The following is a 15,605-nucleotide window of genomic DNA, read 5'->3' as shown; positions in this document are numbered from 1 at the left end:
CACCGCGTCTCACCCCGCCAGTGAGAAAGCACCACCCGCAGGCGAGCGCCGTCCGTGTGATCGCGCAGTCTCTGCCGCCTCTTCCACCTCCGCCCCTCGCCATCCCCTGATCAACCAACGCCCGTGATCGATCGGCGCCCGCGTGCAGCTCCGCGAAGGCTGTGAGGCAGTCTCAGCACCAGGACGCGCTGGTCGAGTCCGGCGCGAGCAGCGGCCTCGCGCCGCCCGGCTGCCCCGAGCAGGACGCTCGCGGCGACCGCCGTCCCCCTGAAATCGGTTGTGGGGGTGACTGCGTCCAACCACGGGCTCCGAGCTCGGCCGACACACTCGGCTCGGGCCACACGGCCATCAGGTGGATCCGGCGGAACACACGGAATCGCCGGACACGCGGCGTCGACGGACACACCGCGTCGACGGACACGCGAAATGGGCAGGCAAACGGCGTCGGCCCACACGCGGGATCGACGGGCACGCGGCATCGACGGGCACGCGGCATCGGCGGGCACGCGGGCTTCGCAGTCACATGGGGTGTGCGGGACGCAGGGTCTGTGGCCACAAGGTGTCGCCGGGCACACGGTGTCGGCGGACACACTGGCTCTGCGGACACACTGGCTCCGCGGACACACGGCCTCGGCGGGTACGCGGGATCGACGGGCACACCGCGGCGGCGAACACGCGCGGCGGGGAGCACGCGGCGACGGGCACGCAACGACAGGCACGCGACGATGGGGTAGGCGGCGTCGGGTACGCGGCAACGGACACGCGGCGGGGGACGCGGTGGCGAACACGGGGCGGGGGACACGTTAGGTCGCCGGGCACAGGGCGGCGGGGGGCAGGAGAAGGGCACGGCCCAGCGGTGGGGTGCGCGAGTGGGTAGGACGTGGCTCGGGGCTTGGCTGGAAAGGCGACGGCCCCGGCCGGGGGTTCCGGTCGGGGCCGTGTGTGGCCTGGTGGATCAGGTGGGGAAGACGACCACGTAGCGGTCGGGCTCCTCGCCCTCGGACTCGCTGCGCAGGCCCGCGGCGGCGACGGCGTCGTGGACGATCTTGCGCTCGAACGGGGTCATCGGGGCGAGCGGCTTCGGCTCGCCGGACTGCTTGACCTCGTCCGCGACGTCCGTTCCGAGCTTGGTCAGCTCGGCGCGGCGCCGCTCGCGGTAACCGCCGATGTCCAGCATGAGGCGGGTGCGGTTGCCGGTCTGGCGGTGGACGGCGAGCCGGGTGAGCTCCTGGATGGCCTCCAGCACCTCACCGCGCTTGCCGACCAGCTCGTCCAGGGAACCGCCGACGACGGCGACGACGGCGCGCTCGCCCTCGACGTCCATGTCGATGTCGCCGTCGTAGTCACCGATGTCCAGCAGGCCCTCGATGTAGTCGGCGGCGATCTCGCCTTCCTGTTCGAGCGCCTGGACGTCGACCTCGGTGGTGTCGGTCTGGCTCAACGGGGTCTCCTTATCCGGGCACGTGCTCCGGGTCCAAACTAGCGCTTCTGGGTGCCGCTGCGCTTGCTGCGCGACTTGCGGGTCGGCTGGTTGCGCACGACCTTCGGCTTGTCCTCGGGCTCGGGGGCCGGCTCCGGCTCCTTCTTCAGCTTCGCCTTGATTCCGGACGCGGGCGCCTGGCCGTTCTTGGACGCCCCCGTCTTCGCGCCGGAGGACTTCGACCCGGCGGTCTTGGGGCCGGTCTTCGTCCCCGTCTTGGCCGTGGCGGCAGCGGCCTCGCCGTCCGTTCCGGGCGGTGGGTACCGCTTGTAGATGTAGTGCTGCTGGGCGAGGGTCCAGCTGTTGGACGTCACCCAGTACATGAGGACGCCCAGCGGGAAGCCGAGGCCGAAGAGGCCGAACAGCGGCGCCAGGAAGACCATCATCTTCTGGGCCTGCATCATCGGGTTGGCCTCGTCCGCGACGGGCTGGCGCTTCATGCTGGCCCGGACCGTGAAGAAGGTCGTGACGGAGCTGATCACCACGGCGATGCCGGTGACGACGATCGCCGTCCAGCTCTTGGGGTCGGTGCCCCAGGCGTTCAGGAACGTGTCGGGGATGTGGGCGCCGAAGATGTTCGCGTTCTGCGCGCTCGCCACCAGGTCGGACGAGACGGCGAAGACGCTCTGCCCCGGCTTGGCGTCCGAGATCCGCTTCAGCGTCTGGAACAGCCCGATGAAGATGGGCATCTGCACCAGGAGCGGCAGGCAGCCCGACAGCGGGTTGGCTCCGTTCTCCTGGTAGAGCTTCATGACCTCCTGGTTGAGGCGCTGCTTGTCGTTCTTGTACTTCTTGCGCAGCGCCTGAACCTTCGGGTTCAGCTCTTGCATCTTGCGCGAAGCATGGATCTGCTTCACGAAGAGGGGGACGAGGAGCAGCCGCAGGAGGACGGTGAGGAGGATGATCGAACCGCCCCACGCCCATCCGCTGTCCTTAGGGACGACCGTACTGAGCCCCGTGTGTATCCACACGATGAGCTGAGAGACGATCTCGTACAACCAATCAAGCACCGGGCAGCTCCTTGGGCTCTGCTAGGGCGGGGCCGCTCTCCTCGCGGCCGGAGTTCGAGGAAGCCGCCGCGCGCTCTTCCGGCGTCTTCTTCGGCGGTACCGGGTCGTAACCGCCTGGGTGGAACGGATGGCACCGCCCGATCCGGCGGGCCGTCAGCCACGTGCCGCGCAGCGCCCCGTGGACCTGGAGGGCCTCCAAGCCGTACGCGCTGCAGCTGGGCTGGAAGCGGCACTGCTGCCCGAGCAGGGGACTCAAGAAGCGGCGGTAGGCGCAGACGAGAAGGATCAGCACGGCCGCGACGGGACCCGGATGGCCCGTCGGGTGCTGTGCGGGGAACCCCGTCCCCTGCGAACTCCTCATCTTCGCCCCTTGGACGCGGGCCGCAGCAGCCGGTCGAGCGCCGACTCCAGATCCGCGGCCAGTTCGTCTGGTCGCGCCCCTCCCGCACGGGGGTTGGCGCGCACTACGAGCAGGCTACCCGCTGGGAGCCGGTCGAGGTGCGGCCGCATCAGGTGGCGGAGCCGGCGCCGGGCCGCGTTGCGGACGACGGCGTTGCCGACGTTGCGCGCCACGATGAACCCGACCAGCGGCTGCGCCGCCTGCGGGGCCTCTTCCGGACGTAGCAGGTGAACCACGACAGTTGGCCGTCCGGCGCGGCGACCGCGCCGGACGGCCAACGAGAAGTCGTCCCGCCGCCGCATCCGGTTTCCGGACGGCAGCACTGTGGGGGGTGGCTCAGACCGCGATGCGGGCGCGGCCCTTGCCACGCCGGCTCGACAGGATCGCGCGGCCGGCGCGCGTGCGCATGCGCAGCCGGAAGCCGTGCTTCTTGTGGCGGCGACGGTTGTTCGGCTGGAAGGTACGCTTGCTCACTTTGAGGCTCCAGTGCTGCGGTCGGTTCGTCGGATGACTTGAAGCTCGAAGGCTCGCATCGAGGGCCGCGTCCGGTCCCCCGCAGCGGGGGCCCAACCGAGCTTTCCTGAGGGGCTGCCGGCGGGCACGCGGCATCTCCGTCGATGCGACTCGACCTCAGAACGTTACGGGGTATCCGGGGGGCCGGTCAAACGGAGGCCGCCGCCGGGTCGCCTCCGCCGAGCACTTCCGCCGGACGCCGCCGGACGGGCGGGAACGATGGTGACCGTGTTGCGGCTGTGCCCGGCAGCGGTTAAGGTCGTCTGGGCGAGCCGACACCTCCCTCCACGAATCGCTGTCGGCGATCAGCCCCCAAACCCCCGGTTCGAGAACCACCCCGTATCGGCCCTATGAAGGCCGGTCTCTTGTCGACCGCGCATCCCTTAACCCGCCTCACGGGTTTTACACAGGGTCCCCCATGCCTATGCACAGCATGTGGACAACTCTGTGGACAACTCGTGAGAGAGTAAGTCTTCCGCGTCGCGGCAGTGTCCTGCGAGGCGTGCGGCATCCCGCGGGAAAGCCGAGCAGTCAGGTACTCCGTTCGGCGGAGTTGTGGGGAGGGGACCTTGCGCATGGACGGTCAGGATCTCGGATCGGTCTGGGCCCGCACCCTCACCGCGCTGTCCGAGAGCGATCTGTCGCCGAGCTACCGCGCATGGCTCCCCATGGTCCGTCCGCTGGCGCTCGTGGAAGGGACCGCGCTCCTCGCCGCTCCCAACGAATTCGCCAAGGACGCCCTGGAGACGCGCCTCCGCAACCTCATCACGCAGGCCCTTTCCCATGAGCTGGGCCGGGAGATCCGCGTCGCGGTGACCGTCCAACCGGAGCCTCCGGGCGGTGCCCGCCCGGGAGCGGGCGAGCCCCTTTCGGCTCCGATTCCGGGGCCCGGCGCAGGGCTCGGCATCGACGAGTCCACTCCTTCTTATGGGGAGCCCTATGGGGAGCGGGGGCATGACGAGCACGACCGTGATCGCGACCGTGCCTATACCGATCAGCCCTACGGTGAGCAGCCGTACGGAGAACAGTCGTCCTACGCGGAACGCCCCGACCGCCCTTATCAGGAGCAGCCGTACGGAGACCAGGGATACCGGCCGCAGTCGGGAGTTACCCACAACCCCGGTTCGCCCGGAGGTTATCCACAGGCTCAGGACGACGACCGTGGAACGTATCCGCCGGCTCCCCGCCCCCCTGCCTACGGGGCGGGCCCAGGCGGCCGCGGCCCGGCGCCGTACGAGGGGCGCGGTTACCCGCCCTACGGGGGGCAGGAAGGCTTCGGCGGCGAGCCCCCAGGGCGGCCGCCGCACTCTCATCTGAACGACCGCACTCTCGGGCCTCTGCGTCCGGGCCGTCGCCCAGAGCAACAAGGCCGCGAATCCCAGCGCCCTGGGGGCGAAGCCCCGCACGGGCACACGGATGACACTTTCCCTAGCGGCGAACAGCCCTATCCCGGCGGCGAGCAGCCCTACTCAGGCGGTGGGGGGGAGAAGCCCTATAGAGGAGAAGGCGTCTTCCGCGACGACGAGGGCTCCGACTCCAGGGTCCCTGGCTCTGACCCCCGCGGCCCCACGCCCGACCCACGCGCGCCCGCACCGGCGCCGCAGTCCGGTGCGTCCGAGCATGCGCGGCTGAACCCGAAGTACACGTTCGAGACGTTCGTCATCGGCTCGTCCAACAGGTTCGCGCACGCCGCCGCGGTCGCGGTCGCCGAGCAGCCGGCCAAGGCGTACAACCCGCTGTTCGTCTACGGCGATTCGGGCCTGGGCAAGACCCACCTGCTGCACGCCATCGGGCACTACGCGCAAAGCCTCTTCAACGGGGCGCGCGTCCGCTACGTGAGCTCCGAGGAGTTCACGAACGACTTCATCAACTCGATCCGCGACGGCAAGGCCGACGGGTTCCGCCGCCGCTACCGGGATGTGGACATCCTCCTCGTCGACGACATCCAGTTCCTTGAGGGCAAGGAGCAGACGCAGGAGGAGTTCTTCCACACGTTCAACACGCTGCACAACGCGAGCAAGCAGATCGTGATCTCCAGCGACCGTCCTCCCAAGGAGCTCGTGACGCTGGAGGACCGGCTGCGCAACCGGTTCGAGTGGGGCCTGACGACCGACGTCCAGCCGCCCGAGCTGGAGACCCGGATCGCGATCCTGCAGAAGAAGGCGCGCCAGGAGGGCCTCGCCGCGCCGCCCGACGTGCTGGAGTTCATCGCCTCGCAGATCGCGACGAACATCCGCGAGCTGGAGGGCGCGCTGATCAGGGTCACGGCGTTCGCGAGCCTGAACCGCCAGTCGGTCGACATGAAGCTCGCCGAGATCGTGCTGAAGGACCTCATCCCCAACGACTCCGGTCCCGAGATCACCGCCGCGATGATCATGGCGCAGACGGTCGAGTACTTCGGGACGACGATCGAGGACCTGTGCGGCCCCTCCCGCTCGCGGATGCTCGTCACCGCCCGGCAGATCGCGATGTACCTGTGCCGGGAGCTGACCGACCTGTCCCTTCCCAAGATCGGGCAGCAGTTCGGGGGGCGCGACCACACCACGGTCATGCACGCCGAACGCAAGATCCGGTCACTGATGGCCGAGCGCCGCGCGATCTACAACCAGGTCACGGAGCTGACGGGACGCATCAAGCACCAGGCCCGCAAGCGCTGAGCACCCGTTCGTACACACTGTGGACAGACCGTCGCCACCCCTGTGGACAGGTCAACGCCGCGCCGTCCACACCCTGTTCAAGGCAAAGAACCGACAAAAGGCGCGCGTCCCCCGAGAATCGGCGGCGCTCCTCACAACTTGTGGAAAACTCTGGGGATTTTCGCGGATAACCCTGTGGGCAACCGTTGGAGAAGCTGAGGATGAACAGTGGACGGGTGTGGACCGGCTGTGCACCGCCGCCCGGCCTTCTGGGGAAAACCGGTGGACGGCCTGGGGACGGCTTGGGGACCGACCCGGCCACCGCCCGCCCCGTCATCCCCAACGCAGGCGAACGCGCGGCGAACCGGCGGATGACCAGTGGAGAACTCGTGGATAACCGGGGGATGACATGAGGACGACGTGTGGGGACGAATTCGCCGTCCCCAGGCGCCGCCGCGCCGTCCACGCCCCGTGCACAGCGCCGGTGGACAGAGAAACGCGGTCTCACCTGCGAAGACGGACGTTGTCCACACTATCCACGGCCCCTATTACTGGTACTGCTCTACTTCTCTATCCAAGAAAAGATCCATCTCAAGTCAGGGCCTGGGGACAACGCGCACCGAGCGCCCCGGCCCGGACGAGATCAGCTCACCCTTGTCCGACACCTGCAGGAGGCGGGTCCCTTTGAAGTTCCGCATCGACAGAGACGCCCTGGCCGACGCCGTCGCCTGGACCGCGCGCACGCTCCCCGTCCGTCCCCCGGTGCCGGTCCTGGCGGGCATGCACATCGTGGCCGGGGGCGAGGGCAACGGCGACCGCCTGAAGCTGTCCGCGTTCGACTACGAGGTCTCGGCGCAGGTGTCCACGGACATCGACGTCGAGGAGGCCGGGACGGCGCTGGTGTCCGGGCGGCTCCTCGCCGAGATCTCGCGCAGCCTTCCTCCCCACCCTGTGGAGGTGACGACGGACGGCGCGAAGGTGATGCTCCGCTGCGGCAGCGCGAAGTTCACACTTCTGACCATGCCTGTGGAGGACTACCCGACGCTGCCGGAGATGCCGCCCGCCGCGGGGTCGGTCGGCAGCGACGAGTTCGCCGCCGCCGTCTCCCAGGTCGCGATCGCCGCGGGCAAGGACGACACGATCCCCATGCTGACCGGCGTCCGGGTGGAGATCGAGGGTGAGACCGTCACGCTGGCGTCCACGGACCGCTACCGCCTCGCCGTCCGCGAGCTGCACTGGAAGCCCGAGCGCCCCGACTTCTCCGCCGTCGCCCTCGTCCCGGCCCGCACGCTGGCCGACACCGCCAAGTCGCTGACGGCGGGCGCCGAGGTGTCGATCGCGCTCGGCGGCACGGGCGGCACCGGCGAAGGCATGATCGGTTTCGAGGGCGGCGGCCGGCGCACCACGTCCCGGCTGCTGGACGGCGACTTCGTCAAGTACCGCTCGCTGCTGCCGAGCGAGTACGCGGGCCTCGCCGAGGTCCAGACGGCCGCCTTCATCGAGGCCGTCAAGCGCGTCTCCCTGGTGGCGGAGCGCAACACCCCCGTGCGGCTCTCGTTCAGCCAGGGCGAGGTCGTCCTGGAGGCCGGGACGGGCGACGAGGCTCAGGCCGTGGAGGCCCTGGAGGCGTCCCTGGAGGGCGAGGACATCGACATCGCCTTCAACCCCGCGTTCCTCCTCGACGGGCTCTCCGCGATCGGCTCGGACGTGGCGCGGCTGTCCTTCACCACGCCGACCAAGCCGGCCGTCCTCACCGGGAAGCCGCCGCAGGACGGGGAGAACCCGAACTACCGTTACCTGATCATGCCGGTTCGTTTGTCCGGATAAGAACCACGCTTCGGGGCATGGCATCCGGGATGTCCCGCGGGGGAGCCGCGCCCCCGCGGGGAGGCAGAGCAGGCACGCACAGGGGAGAGTGAGCGTTTCATGGAGCTTGGGATCATCGGCCTGGGCAAGATGGGCGGCAACATGGCCGAGCGGCTGCGCCGCGGCGGCCACACCGTCGTCGGCTACGACCGCGACCCGGAGGTCAGCGACGTCGGGTCGGTCGAGGAGCTGGTCGAACGCCTGTCCCCACCGCGCGCCGTGTGGGTGATGGTGCCCGCGGGCAAGCCGACGGCGGAGACCGTCCACAAGCTGGGGGAGGTCCTGGAGCAGGGCGACATCGTCGTCGACGGCGGAAATTCACACTATGTGGATGACCGCAAGCACGGCGAGGAGCTGGCCGCCAAGGGCATCGGGTTCGTCGACTGCGGCGTGAGCGGCGGCGTGTGGGGCCTGGAGAACGGCTACGCGCTCATGGTCGGCGGCGGCGAGGACGACGTGAAGCGGCTGATGCCGATCTTCGAGACGCTCAAGCCGGAGGGCGAGTACGGCTTCGTCCACTCCGGCAAGGTCGGCGCCGGCCACTTCGTGAAGATGGTCCACAACGGCATCGAGTACGCGATGATGCAGGCGTTCGGCGAGGGCTACGAGCTGATCGAGGCAAGCGAGCTCGTCACCAACGTCCCGGAGACGTTCCAGAGCTGGCAGGAGGGCACGGTCATCCGCTCCTGGCTGCTCGACCTGCTGAACCGCGCGCTCGCCGACGACCCCGAGCTGGACGACCTGCGCGGCTACGCCGACGACTCCGGCGAGGGCCGCTGGACCGTCCAGGCGGCCGTCGACCACGCCGTCCCGCTGCCCGCGATCACGGCCTCCCTGTTCGCCCGTTTCGCCTCCCGCCAGGACGACTCCCCCGCGATGCGCGTCGTCGCCGCCCTCCGCAACCAGTTCGGCGGCCACGCCGTCGAGTCGTCCAAGGGCGCGGACTCCCCCGGCGCCGACGTCAACCCCCCTTCGGTCTGACCCCAGTTATCCACAGTTGTGGGTTCCGGCCCCGGCTCTCGGCGGCGTGTTTCAGGCTGGGAGTGGGGTCGGCCCCCCTGGGCGGGCGGGGTGTGCACAGGCCCGGAGGTTCGGGTGCGGCGCGTCAGGGGTGTGGGGAGGCTCTACGCTCGTGTGTTGTGCACGTCGCCCACCTTTCGTTGCAGGACTTCCGCTCGTATCCGGCCGCCGAGGTCGCGTTGGAGCCGGGGGTCACCGCGTTCGTGGGGCCTAACGGACAGGGCAAGACGAACCTGGTGGAGGCCATCGGCTACGTCGCCTCGCACGGCAGCCACAGGGCCGCGACCGACGCGCCGCTCGTCCGGCACGGGGCTCCGAGGGCGATCGTCCGGGCCGGGGTGGTGAAGGACGACCGCAAGGCGCTGATCGAGCTCGAGATCAACCCGGGCAAGGCGAACCGGGCGCGGCTCAACCGGTCCCCCGTCCCCAGGCCGCGCGAGATCCTGGGGATGCTGCGGACGGTGCTGTTCGCCCCGGAAGACCTCGCGCTCGTCAAGGGCGATCCGGGGGAGCGGCGCCGGTTCATGGACGAGCTGCTGACCACGCGGGCACCGCGGTTCGCAGGGGTTCGGTCCGACTACGACCGCGTCCTCAAGCAGCGCAACGCCCTGTTGAAATCGGCGGCCGCGCATAGGCGCTCCCCTGGCCAGGAGGTGCTCGCCACCCTGGACGTGTGGGATTCGCACCTGGCGCGCACGGGATCGGAGCTCCTGGCAGGGCGACTTGACCTCGTCGAGGCTCTGCGTCCGCTCGCAGCGCAGGCCTATGCGGCGCTCGCCCCCCACAGCGGCGCGGCCGATCTGGTCTACAGGAGCTCCCTGGGGGACGTGGAGTTGTCCACAGACCGTGGACAACTGGCCGAGCAGATCTTGAAGGCCGTGGCCGAGTCGCGCAAGCAGGAGCTGGAGCGCGGCGTGAGCCTCGTCGGCCCGCACCGCGACGAGCTGGTCCTGCGCCTGGGCGAGCTCCCGGCGCGCGGCTACGCCAGCCACGGCGAGTCGTGGTCGTTCGCGCTCGGGCTGCGGCTGGCCGCGTTCGACCTGCTCCGCGCGGACGGCGACGATCCCGTCCTCATCCTGGACGACGTGTTCGCCGAGCTGGACACGGGACGGCGCAGCCGGCTGGCCGAGATGGTCGCGTCGGCCGAGCAGGTCCTGATCACGGCGGCCGTCCCCGCCGACGTCCCCGCCGAACTGACGGGGGGCTCGTATACCGTCTCGGGCGGCGAGGTCGTGCGTGACTCCAAGGGGGCGAGCGCGTGAGTGATCCACAGGATGTGCACAAGTCCGCCGAAGGTGGGGATCCTCCCGCCAAGTCGGGGATCGAGCTGGCGCGCGAGGCTCTCGCGCAGGCGAAGGCCGACGCGCTCAAGCGCGGCACCCTCCCCGGCCAGAACGGCAGGCGCAAGGGCGGCGGGCGCGTCGTGCGCGTGCGGGAGCCCGGGCGGGGCGGCGACCCCAAGCTGTTCGGGTCGGCGATCCGCGACCTGCTGGCGTCCCGCGGGTGGGAGCAGCGCGCGGCGGTCGGCGGCGTGTTCGGCAACTGGGCGGGCATCGTCGGCGCGGAGCTGGCCGAGCACACCCGTCCCGACCACTTCGAGGACGGCGAGCTCACCATCGCCGCCGACTCGACGACGTGGGCGACGCAGCTCCGCCTGCTGTCGTCCACGCTTGTGCGGCGGCTGAACGAGGAACTCGGGCACGGGACCGTCCGCCGCGTGAAGGTGGTGGGGCCCTCGTCCGGGCCGCGCCGGACGGGCGCCTGGCGCGCGCGCTGAGCCGCCGTCCGCGCCCCGCCGATGTGTCAGTGGCGGGTGGGAACATCTGTTCGGTGATGGGACGTCCAGTTCAGCGGCCAGCGGCACGTAGGCCAGATAACCCCCCTGGACCAATGGGGGGATGTGTCTCCGGGCCCACCGGGCCGCCACACGCGCACACAGCGCTCGCGAGTGCCACTTTTCGGCTCGTCACCCGGTAGAATGAATGCGGGTTCAGGATGCTGCGCCGTCATAGGGTGCCCGGGGCTCTGACCAGTACGACCAGAGCACCGACCGGGCGCCCGCATGTGTGTTACGGGGCACACCGCGCCTCCCTCGGGCGCGGAGCGGCAGACATCCCCGGCAGGAGGATCTCCTTTGGCGTACGACGCTAGTTCGATCACTGTCCTTGAAGGGCTTGAGGCGGTTCGCAAGCGCCCGGGCATGTACATCGGCTCGACCGGTGAGCGCGGCCTGCACCACCTCGTCTACGAGATCGTGGACAACGCCGTCGACGAGGCCTTGGCCGGCTACGCCGACGACATCGTGGTCACTCTCATGGCCGACGGCGGCGTCAGCGTCCTCGACAACGGCCGCGGTATCCCCGTCGGCATGCACCCTGTGGAAAACCGCCCGGCCATCGAGCTGGTGCTGACCACGCTGCACGCGGGCGGCAAGTTCGACGGCAAGTCCTACGCCGTCTCGGGCGGCCTGCACGGTGTCGGCTCGGCCGTGGTGAACGCGCTGTCCACCCGGATGGAGGCGGAGGTCCGCACCGACGGCCACGTGTGGCGCCAGGCCTACACGTGGCAGGGGCCCGAGGCCGAGCTCCAGAAGGGCGAGGCGACCGACGAGACCGGGACCCTCATCACGTTCTGGCCCGACCCCGAGATCTTCGAGACCACCGAGTGGAACTTCGAGACCCTCTCCCGCCGCATGCAGGAGATGGCGTTCCTCAACCGCGGCCTGTCCATCACTCTGCAGGACGAGCGCCCAGACCACGTCAACGGTGAGCCGCACGTCGTTCGGTACCACTACGAAGGCGGCATCGAGGACTTCGTCCGCTACATCAACGCGCGCAAGGACGCCGCGCACGAGTCGGTGATCTACTTCAGCGACGACACCACCGGCATGTCGGTCGAGATCGCCATGCAGTGGAACTCGTCCTACGCCGAGTCGGTGCACACGTTCGCCAACACGATCAACACGGCGGAGGGCGGCACCCACGAGGAGGGCTTCCGCGCGGCGCTCACCACGATCGTCAACCGGTACGCCCGCGACAAGGGCCTCCTGCGCGACAAGGACGACAACCTGACCGGCGAGGACGTCCGCGAGGGCCTCACCGCGATCATCTCGATCAAGCTGGCCGACCCCCAGTTCGAGGGGCAGACCAAGACCAAGCTCGGCAACACCGAGGCCAAGTCGTTCGTGCAGCGGGCCTGCAACGTCTACCTGCGCGACTGGTTCGAGGAGAACCCGGGCGAGGCCAAGGAGATCATCAACAAGGCCTCGCAGGCGGCGCGCGCGCGGGTCGCGGCGCGGCAGGCGCGCGACCTGACCCGGCGCAAGAGCCTGCTGGAGTCGACGTCCCTGCCCGGCAAGCTGTCGGACTGCCAGTCCACCGACCCGGCCAGGTCCGAGCTCTACATCGTCGAGGGCGACTCGGCGGGCGGCTCCGCCAAGGGCGGCCGCGACCCGCACTTCCAGGCGATCCTGCCGATCCGCGGCAAGATCCTCAATGTGGAGAAGGCCAGGATCGACAAGATCCTGAAGAACAACGAGGTGCAGGCGATCATCACCGCCCTCGGCACCGGCGTGCACGACGAGTTCGACATCTCCAAGCTGCGCTACCACAAGATCATCCTGATGTCGGACGCCGACGTGGACGGCCACCACATCAACACGCTGCTGATGACGCTGCTGTTCCGGTTCATGAAGCCGCTGATCGAGGCCGGCCACGTGTACCTGTCGCAGCCCCCGCTCTACAAGATCAAGTGGGACGCGCGGGGCACCGAGGCCGACTACGCCTTCTCCGACTCCGAGCGGGACGCGATCATCGAGGCCGGGATCGCCGCGGGCAAGCGCGACCCCCGTCCCCGCGACCTGGTGCAGCGGTTCAAGGGCCTCGGTGAGATGAACGCCAACGAGCTGTGGGACACCACCATGGACCCCGACAACCGGGTCCTCCTGCAGGTGCAGCTGGACGACGCCGCCCAGGCCGACGAGCTGTTCAGCGTGCTCATGGGCGAGGAGGTCGAGCCCCGCCGGGAGTTCATCCAGCGCAACGCCAAGGACGTGCGCTTCCTCGACATCTGAGGTACGCGCCAGGGCCGGCGGCACGGCCTGACTCCCAGAGGCGGACGTACTTCCTTCCCACCGAGCAGAAGAGGTCTTGAGAGTGACGGACGTGACCACAGAGGGCGGGCACCCCGGCGAGCGGATCGAGCCGGTCGACATCCAGGTCGAGATGCAGAAGAGCTATCTCGACTACGCGATGTCGGTCATCGTCGCGCGCGCGCTGCCCGAGGTGCGCGACGGTCTCAAACCCGTCCACCGCCGCGTCCTGTACGCGATGTACGACGGCGGCTACCGGCCCGACCGCGGCTACTTCAAGTGCGCACGCGTCGTCGGCGACGTCATGGGGAACTACCACCCGCACGGCGACTCGGCCATCTACGACGCGCTCGTCAGGCTCGCCCAGCCGTGGTCGATGCGGTACCCGCTCGTCGACGGAAACGGCAACTTCGGCTCGCGCGGCAACGACCCCGCCGCGGCCATGCGGTACACCGAGTGCCGCATGGCGCCCCTGGCGATGGAGCTCCTGCGCGACATCGACAAGGAGACCGTCGACTTCTCCCCGAACTACGACGGCCGCTCGCAGGAGCCCGACGTCCTGCCGTCCCGGTACCCGAACCTCCTGGTCAACGGGTCCGCCGGCATCGCGGTCGGGATGGCGACGAACATCCCGCCGCACAACCTGCGCGAGGTCGCCGACGGCGTCCGCTGGTACCTGGAGAACTACGGCGCGTCCGACGAGGATCTGCTCGAGGCGCTGATCGAGCGGGTCAAGGGCCCCGACTTCCCGACCGCCGGCCTCATCGTCGGCCGCAAGGGCATCGAGGAGGCCTACCGCACCGGGCGCGGCTCGATCACCATGCGGGCCGTCGTCGAGGTCGAGGAGATCCAGGGCCGCACCTGCCTGGTCGTCACCGAACTCCCTTACCAGGTCAACCCGGACAACCTCGCCCTCAAGATCGCCGACGGGGTCAAGGACGGCAAGCTCGACGGCATCGCCGACGTCCGCGACGAGACCTCCGGCCGGACCGGGCAGCGCCTGGTCATCGTCCTCAAGCGGGACGCCGTCGCCAAGGTCGTCCTGAACAACCTGTACAAGCACACCCAGCTGCAGGAGACGTTCGGCGCGAACATGCTCGCGCTGGTGGACGGGGTGCCGCGCACCCTGCGCATCGACCAGTTCGTCCGGCACTGGGTCGCGCACCAGATCGACGTCGTCGTCCGCCGCACCCGGTTCCTGCTCCGCAAGGCCGAGGAGCGCGCCCACATCCTGCGCGCCCTGCTCAAGGCCCTCGACCGCATCGACGAGGTCATCGCCCTGATCCGGCGCTCGCCGTCCGCCTCGGAGGCGCAGCAGGGCCTGATGAACCTGCTGGAGATCGACGAGATCCAGGCGCAGGCCATCCTCGACATGCAGCTGCGCAAGCTGGCCGCCCTGGAGCGCCAGCAGATCATCGACGAGTACGACAAGCTCATGGCGGAGATCGCCGACTACAACGAGATCCTCGCCTCGCCGGAGCGGCAGCGCCAGATCGTCGGTGACGAGCTCGCCCCCATCGTCGAGAAGTTCGGCGACGAGCGGCGCACCCAGATCATCCCGTTCGACGGGGACGTGTCGTACGAGGACCTCATCGCCGAAGAGGGCGTCGTCGTCACCATCACCCGCGGCGGCTACGCCAAGCGCACCCGCACCGACCTCTACCGGGCGCAGCGGCGCGGCGGCAAGGGCGTCCGCGGCGCGCAGCTGAAGCAGGACGACATCGTCGACCAGTTCTTCGTCACCACGACGCACCACTGGATCCTGTTCTTCACCAACAAGGGCCGCGTCTACCGCGCCAAGGCCTACGAGCTGCCCGACTCCGGCCGCGACTCGCGCGGCCAGCACGTCGCGAACCTGCTCGCCTTCCAGCCCGACGAGCACATCGCCCAGGTCATGGACCTGCGCGACTACGAGGTCGCCCCCTACCTCGTGCTCGGCACGAAGAAGGGCCGCGTCAAGAAGACCGCGCTGCGCGACTTCGACTCGCCCCGCACCGGCGGAATCATCGCCATCAACCTCGTCGACGACGACGAGGTGATCGCGGCGCGGCTCGTCTCGTCCGACGACAACCTGCTGATGGTCTCCACCGGCGCCCAGGCGATCCGGTTCCGCGCCGACGACGAGTCGCTGCGGCCGATGGGACGCGCCACGTCCGGCGTCATCGGCATGCGTTTCGAGGAGGACCAGGAGGTCCTCAACATGCTCGTCGTGCAGGACACCTCGCAGGACGTCCTGGTGGCCACCCGCGGCGGCTACGCCAAGCGCACCCCGGTGGACCAATACCCGCTCCAGGGACGTGGGGGTAAGGGCGTTCTCACCGCTAAGATCGTGGAATCTCGCGGATTGTTGGTCGGGGCCCTGATGGTCGGCCCTGACGACGAGGTGTTCGCGATGACGTCGAACGGAGGCGTCATCCGTACCACCGCCGCCGAGATCAAGCAGTCCGGTAGGCAGACCATGGGCGTCCGCCTGATGAACCTCGCCGACGGGGACAGCGTGGTGGCCATCGCGAGGAACGTAGAGTCCATGGAGGACTCTGAGGACGCCGAAGGGGGCGACGGTGAGTGACGTATCCTGCATCGTCACCGA

General features: G+C 69.4%; 11 protein-coding genes and 1 pseudogene. 7 read left to right on the top strand and 5 right to left on the bottom strand.

The features are described 5' to 3' along the window. Positions 1 to 955: 955 nt before the first annotated feature. From FKD65_RS24410 to rpmH, 5 genes are read right to left on the bottom strand one after another with little or no spacing between them, the layout of a single operon-like run. Positions 956 to 1,441 carry a R3H domain-containing nucleic acid-binding protein gene (locus FKD65_RS24410; RefSeq protein ID WP_141579688.1) on the bottom strand — a complete coding sequence of 162 codons (486 nt, stop codon included), beginning with the start codon at positions 1,439 to 1,441 and terminating at the stop codon, positions 956 to 958. Between the two features lie 38 nt (positions 1,442 to 1,479). Continuing rightward, the gene (yidC, locus tag FKD65_RS24405) at positions 1,480 to 2,490 is read right to left on the bottom strand and encodes a membrane protein insertase YidC (RefSeq protein WP_141579687.1); all 1,011 of its coding nucleotides are present in this window, start codon (positions 2,488 to 2,490) and stop codon (positions 1,480 to 1,482) included. After that, on the bottom strand, positions 2,483 to 2,851 hold the full coding sequence (yidD, locus tag FKD65_RS24400; RefSeq protein ID WP_141579686.1) for a membrane protein insertion efficiency factor YidD: 369 nt from the start codon (positions 2,849 to 2,851) through the stop codon (positions 2,483 to 2,485). The genes yidC and yidD overlap by 8 nt, the downstream gene beginning before the upstream one ends. Then, a complete protein-coding gene (rnpA, locus tag FKD65_RS24395) occupies positions 2,848 to 3,213 on the bottom strand; it encodes a ribonuclease P protein component (protein ID WP_141579685.1) in 366 nt (121 codons plus the stop codon). Before rnpA ends, yidD begins: the two co-directional genes overlap by 4 nt. 13 nt (positions 3,214 to 3,226) lie before the next feature. Beyond that, positions 3,227 to 3,364, bottom strand: coding sequence for a 50S ribosomal protein L34 (rpmH, locus tag FKD65_RS24390; RefSeq protein WP_021592695.1), 138 nt, complete (start codon positions 3,362 to 3,364; stop codon positions 3,227 to 3,229). 614 nt (positions 3,365 to 3,978) lie between these two features. Between rpmH and dnaA the strand changes: the two genes are divergently transcribed. The 7 genes and pseudogenes from dnaA to gyrA all read left to right on the top strand — a co-directional run bounded on the left by dnaA (position 3,979) and on the right by gyrA (position 15,584). Beyond that, complete coding sequence (dnaA, locus tag FKD65_RS24385) at positions 3,979 to 6,060, top strand: chromosomal replication initiator protein DnaA (RefSeq protein ID WP_141579684.1); 2,082 nt, start codon at positions 3,979 to 3,981, stop codon at positions 6,058 to 6,060. Positions 6,061 to 6,723: 663 nt separating this feature from the next. Next, positions 6,724 to 7,866: a DNA polymerase III subunit beta gene (gene dnaN, locus FKD65_RS24380; RefSeq protein WP_141579683.1), complete on the top strand. Its 1,143-nt coding sequence runs from the start codon at positions 6,724 to 6,726 to the stop codon at positions 7,864 to 7,866. 81 nt (positions 7,867 to 7,947) lie between these two features. Then, positions 7,948 to 8,886: pseudogene (gnd, locus tag FKD65_RS24375) on the top strand (phosphogluconate dehydrogenase (NAD(+)-dependent, decarboxylating)); the annotation flags it as partial. 158 nt (positions 8,887 to 9,044) lie between these two features. Beyond that, a complete protein-coding gene (gene recF / locus FKD65_RS24370) occupies positions 9,045 to 10,187 on the top strand; it encodes a DNA replication/repair protein RecF (RefSeq protein ID WP_141579681.1) in 1,143 nt (380 codons plus the stop codon). Continuing rightward, positions 10,184 to 10,702, top strand: coding sequence for a DUF721 domain-containing protein (locus tag FKD65_RS24365; RefSeq protein ID WP_240809579.1), 519 nt, complete (start codon positions 10,184 to 10,186; stop codon positions 10,700 to 10,702). Before recF ends, FKD65_RS24365 begins: the two co-directional genes overlap by 4 nt. 357 nt (positions 10,703 to 11,059) lie before the next feature. Further along, the gene (gene gyrB, locus FKD65_RS24360) at positions 11,060 to 12,997 is read left to right on the top strand and encodes a DNA topoisomerase (ATP-hydrolyzing) subunit B (RefSeq protein WP_141579680.1); all 1,938 of its coding nucleotides are present in this window, start codon (positions 11,060 to 11,062) and stop codon (positions 12,995 to 12,997) included. A gap of 82 nt (positions 12,998 to 13,079) precedes the next feature. Next, entirely contained in the window at positions 13,080 to 15,584 is a 2,505-nt protein-coding gene (gene gyrA, locus FKD65_RS24355; RefSeq protein WP_141579679.1) for a DNA gyrase subunit A, read from the top strand. Positions 15,585 to 15,605: the final 21 nt, after the last annotated feature.

Origin of the sequence: Actinomadura sp. WMMA1423 (assembly GCF_006547145.1) — a bacterium.
Lineage (GTDB): Bacteria > Actinomycetota > Actinomycetes > Streptosporangiales > Streptosporangiaceae > Spirillospora.
This window is presented reverse-complemented; position numbering and strand designations above follow the sequence as displayed.

Bases quoted from the DNA above. Each gene is read 5' to 3' on its own strand.
- yidD (WP_141579686.1), bottom strand. From the start codon at position 2,851: ATGAGGAGTTCGCAGGGGACGGGGTTCCCCGCACAGCACCCGACGGGC.
- dnaA (WP_141579684.1), top strand. From the start codon at position 3,979: ATGGACGGTCAGGATCTCGGATCGGTCTGGGCCCGCACCCTCACCGCG.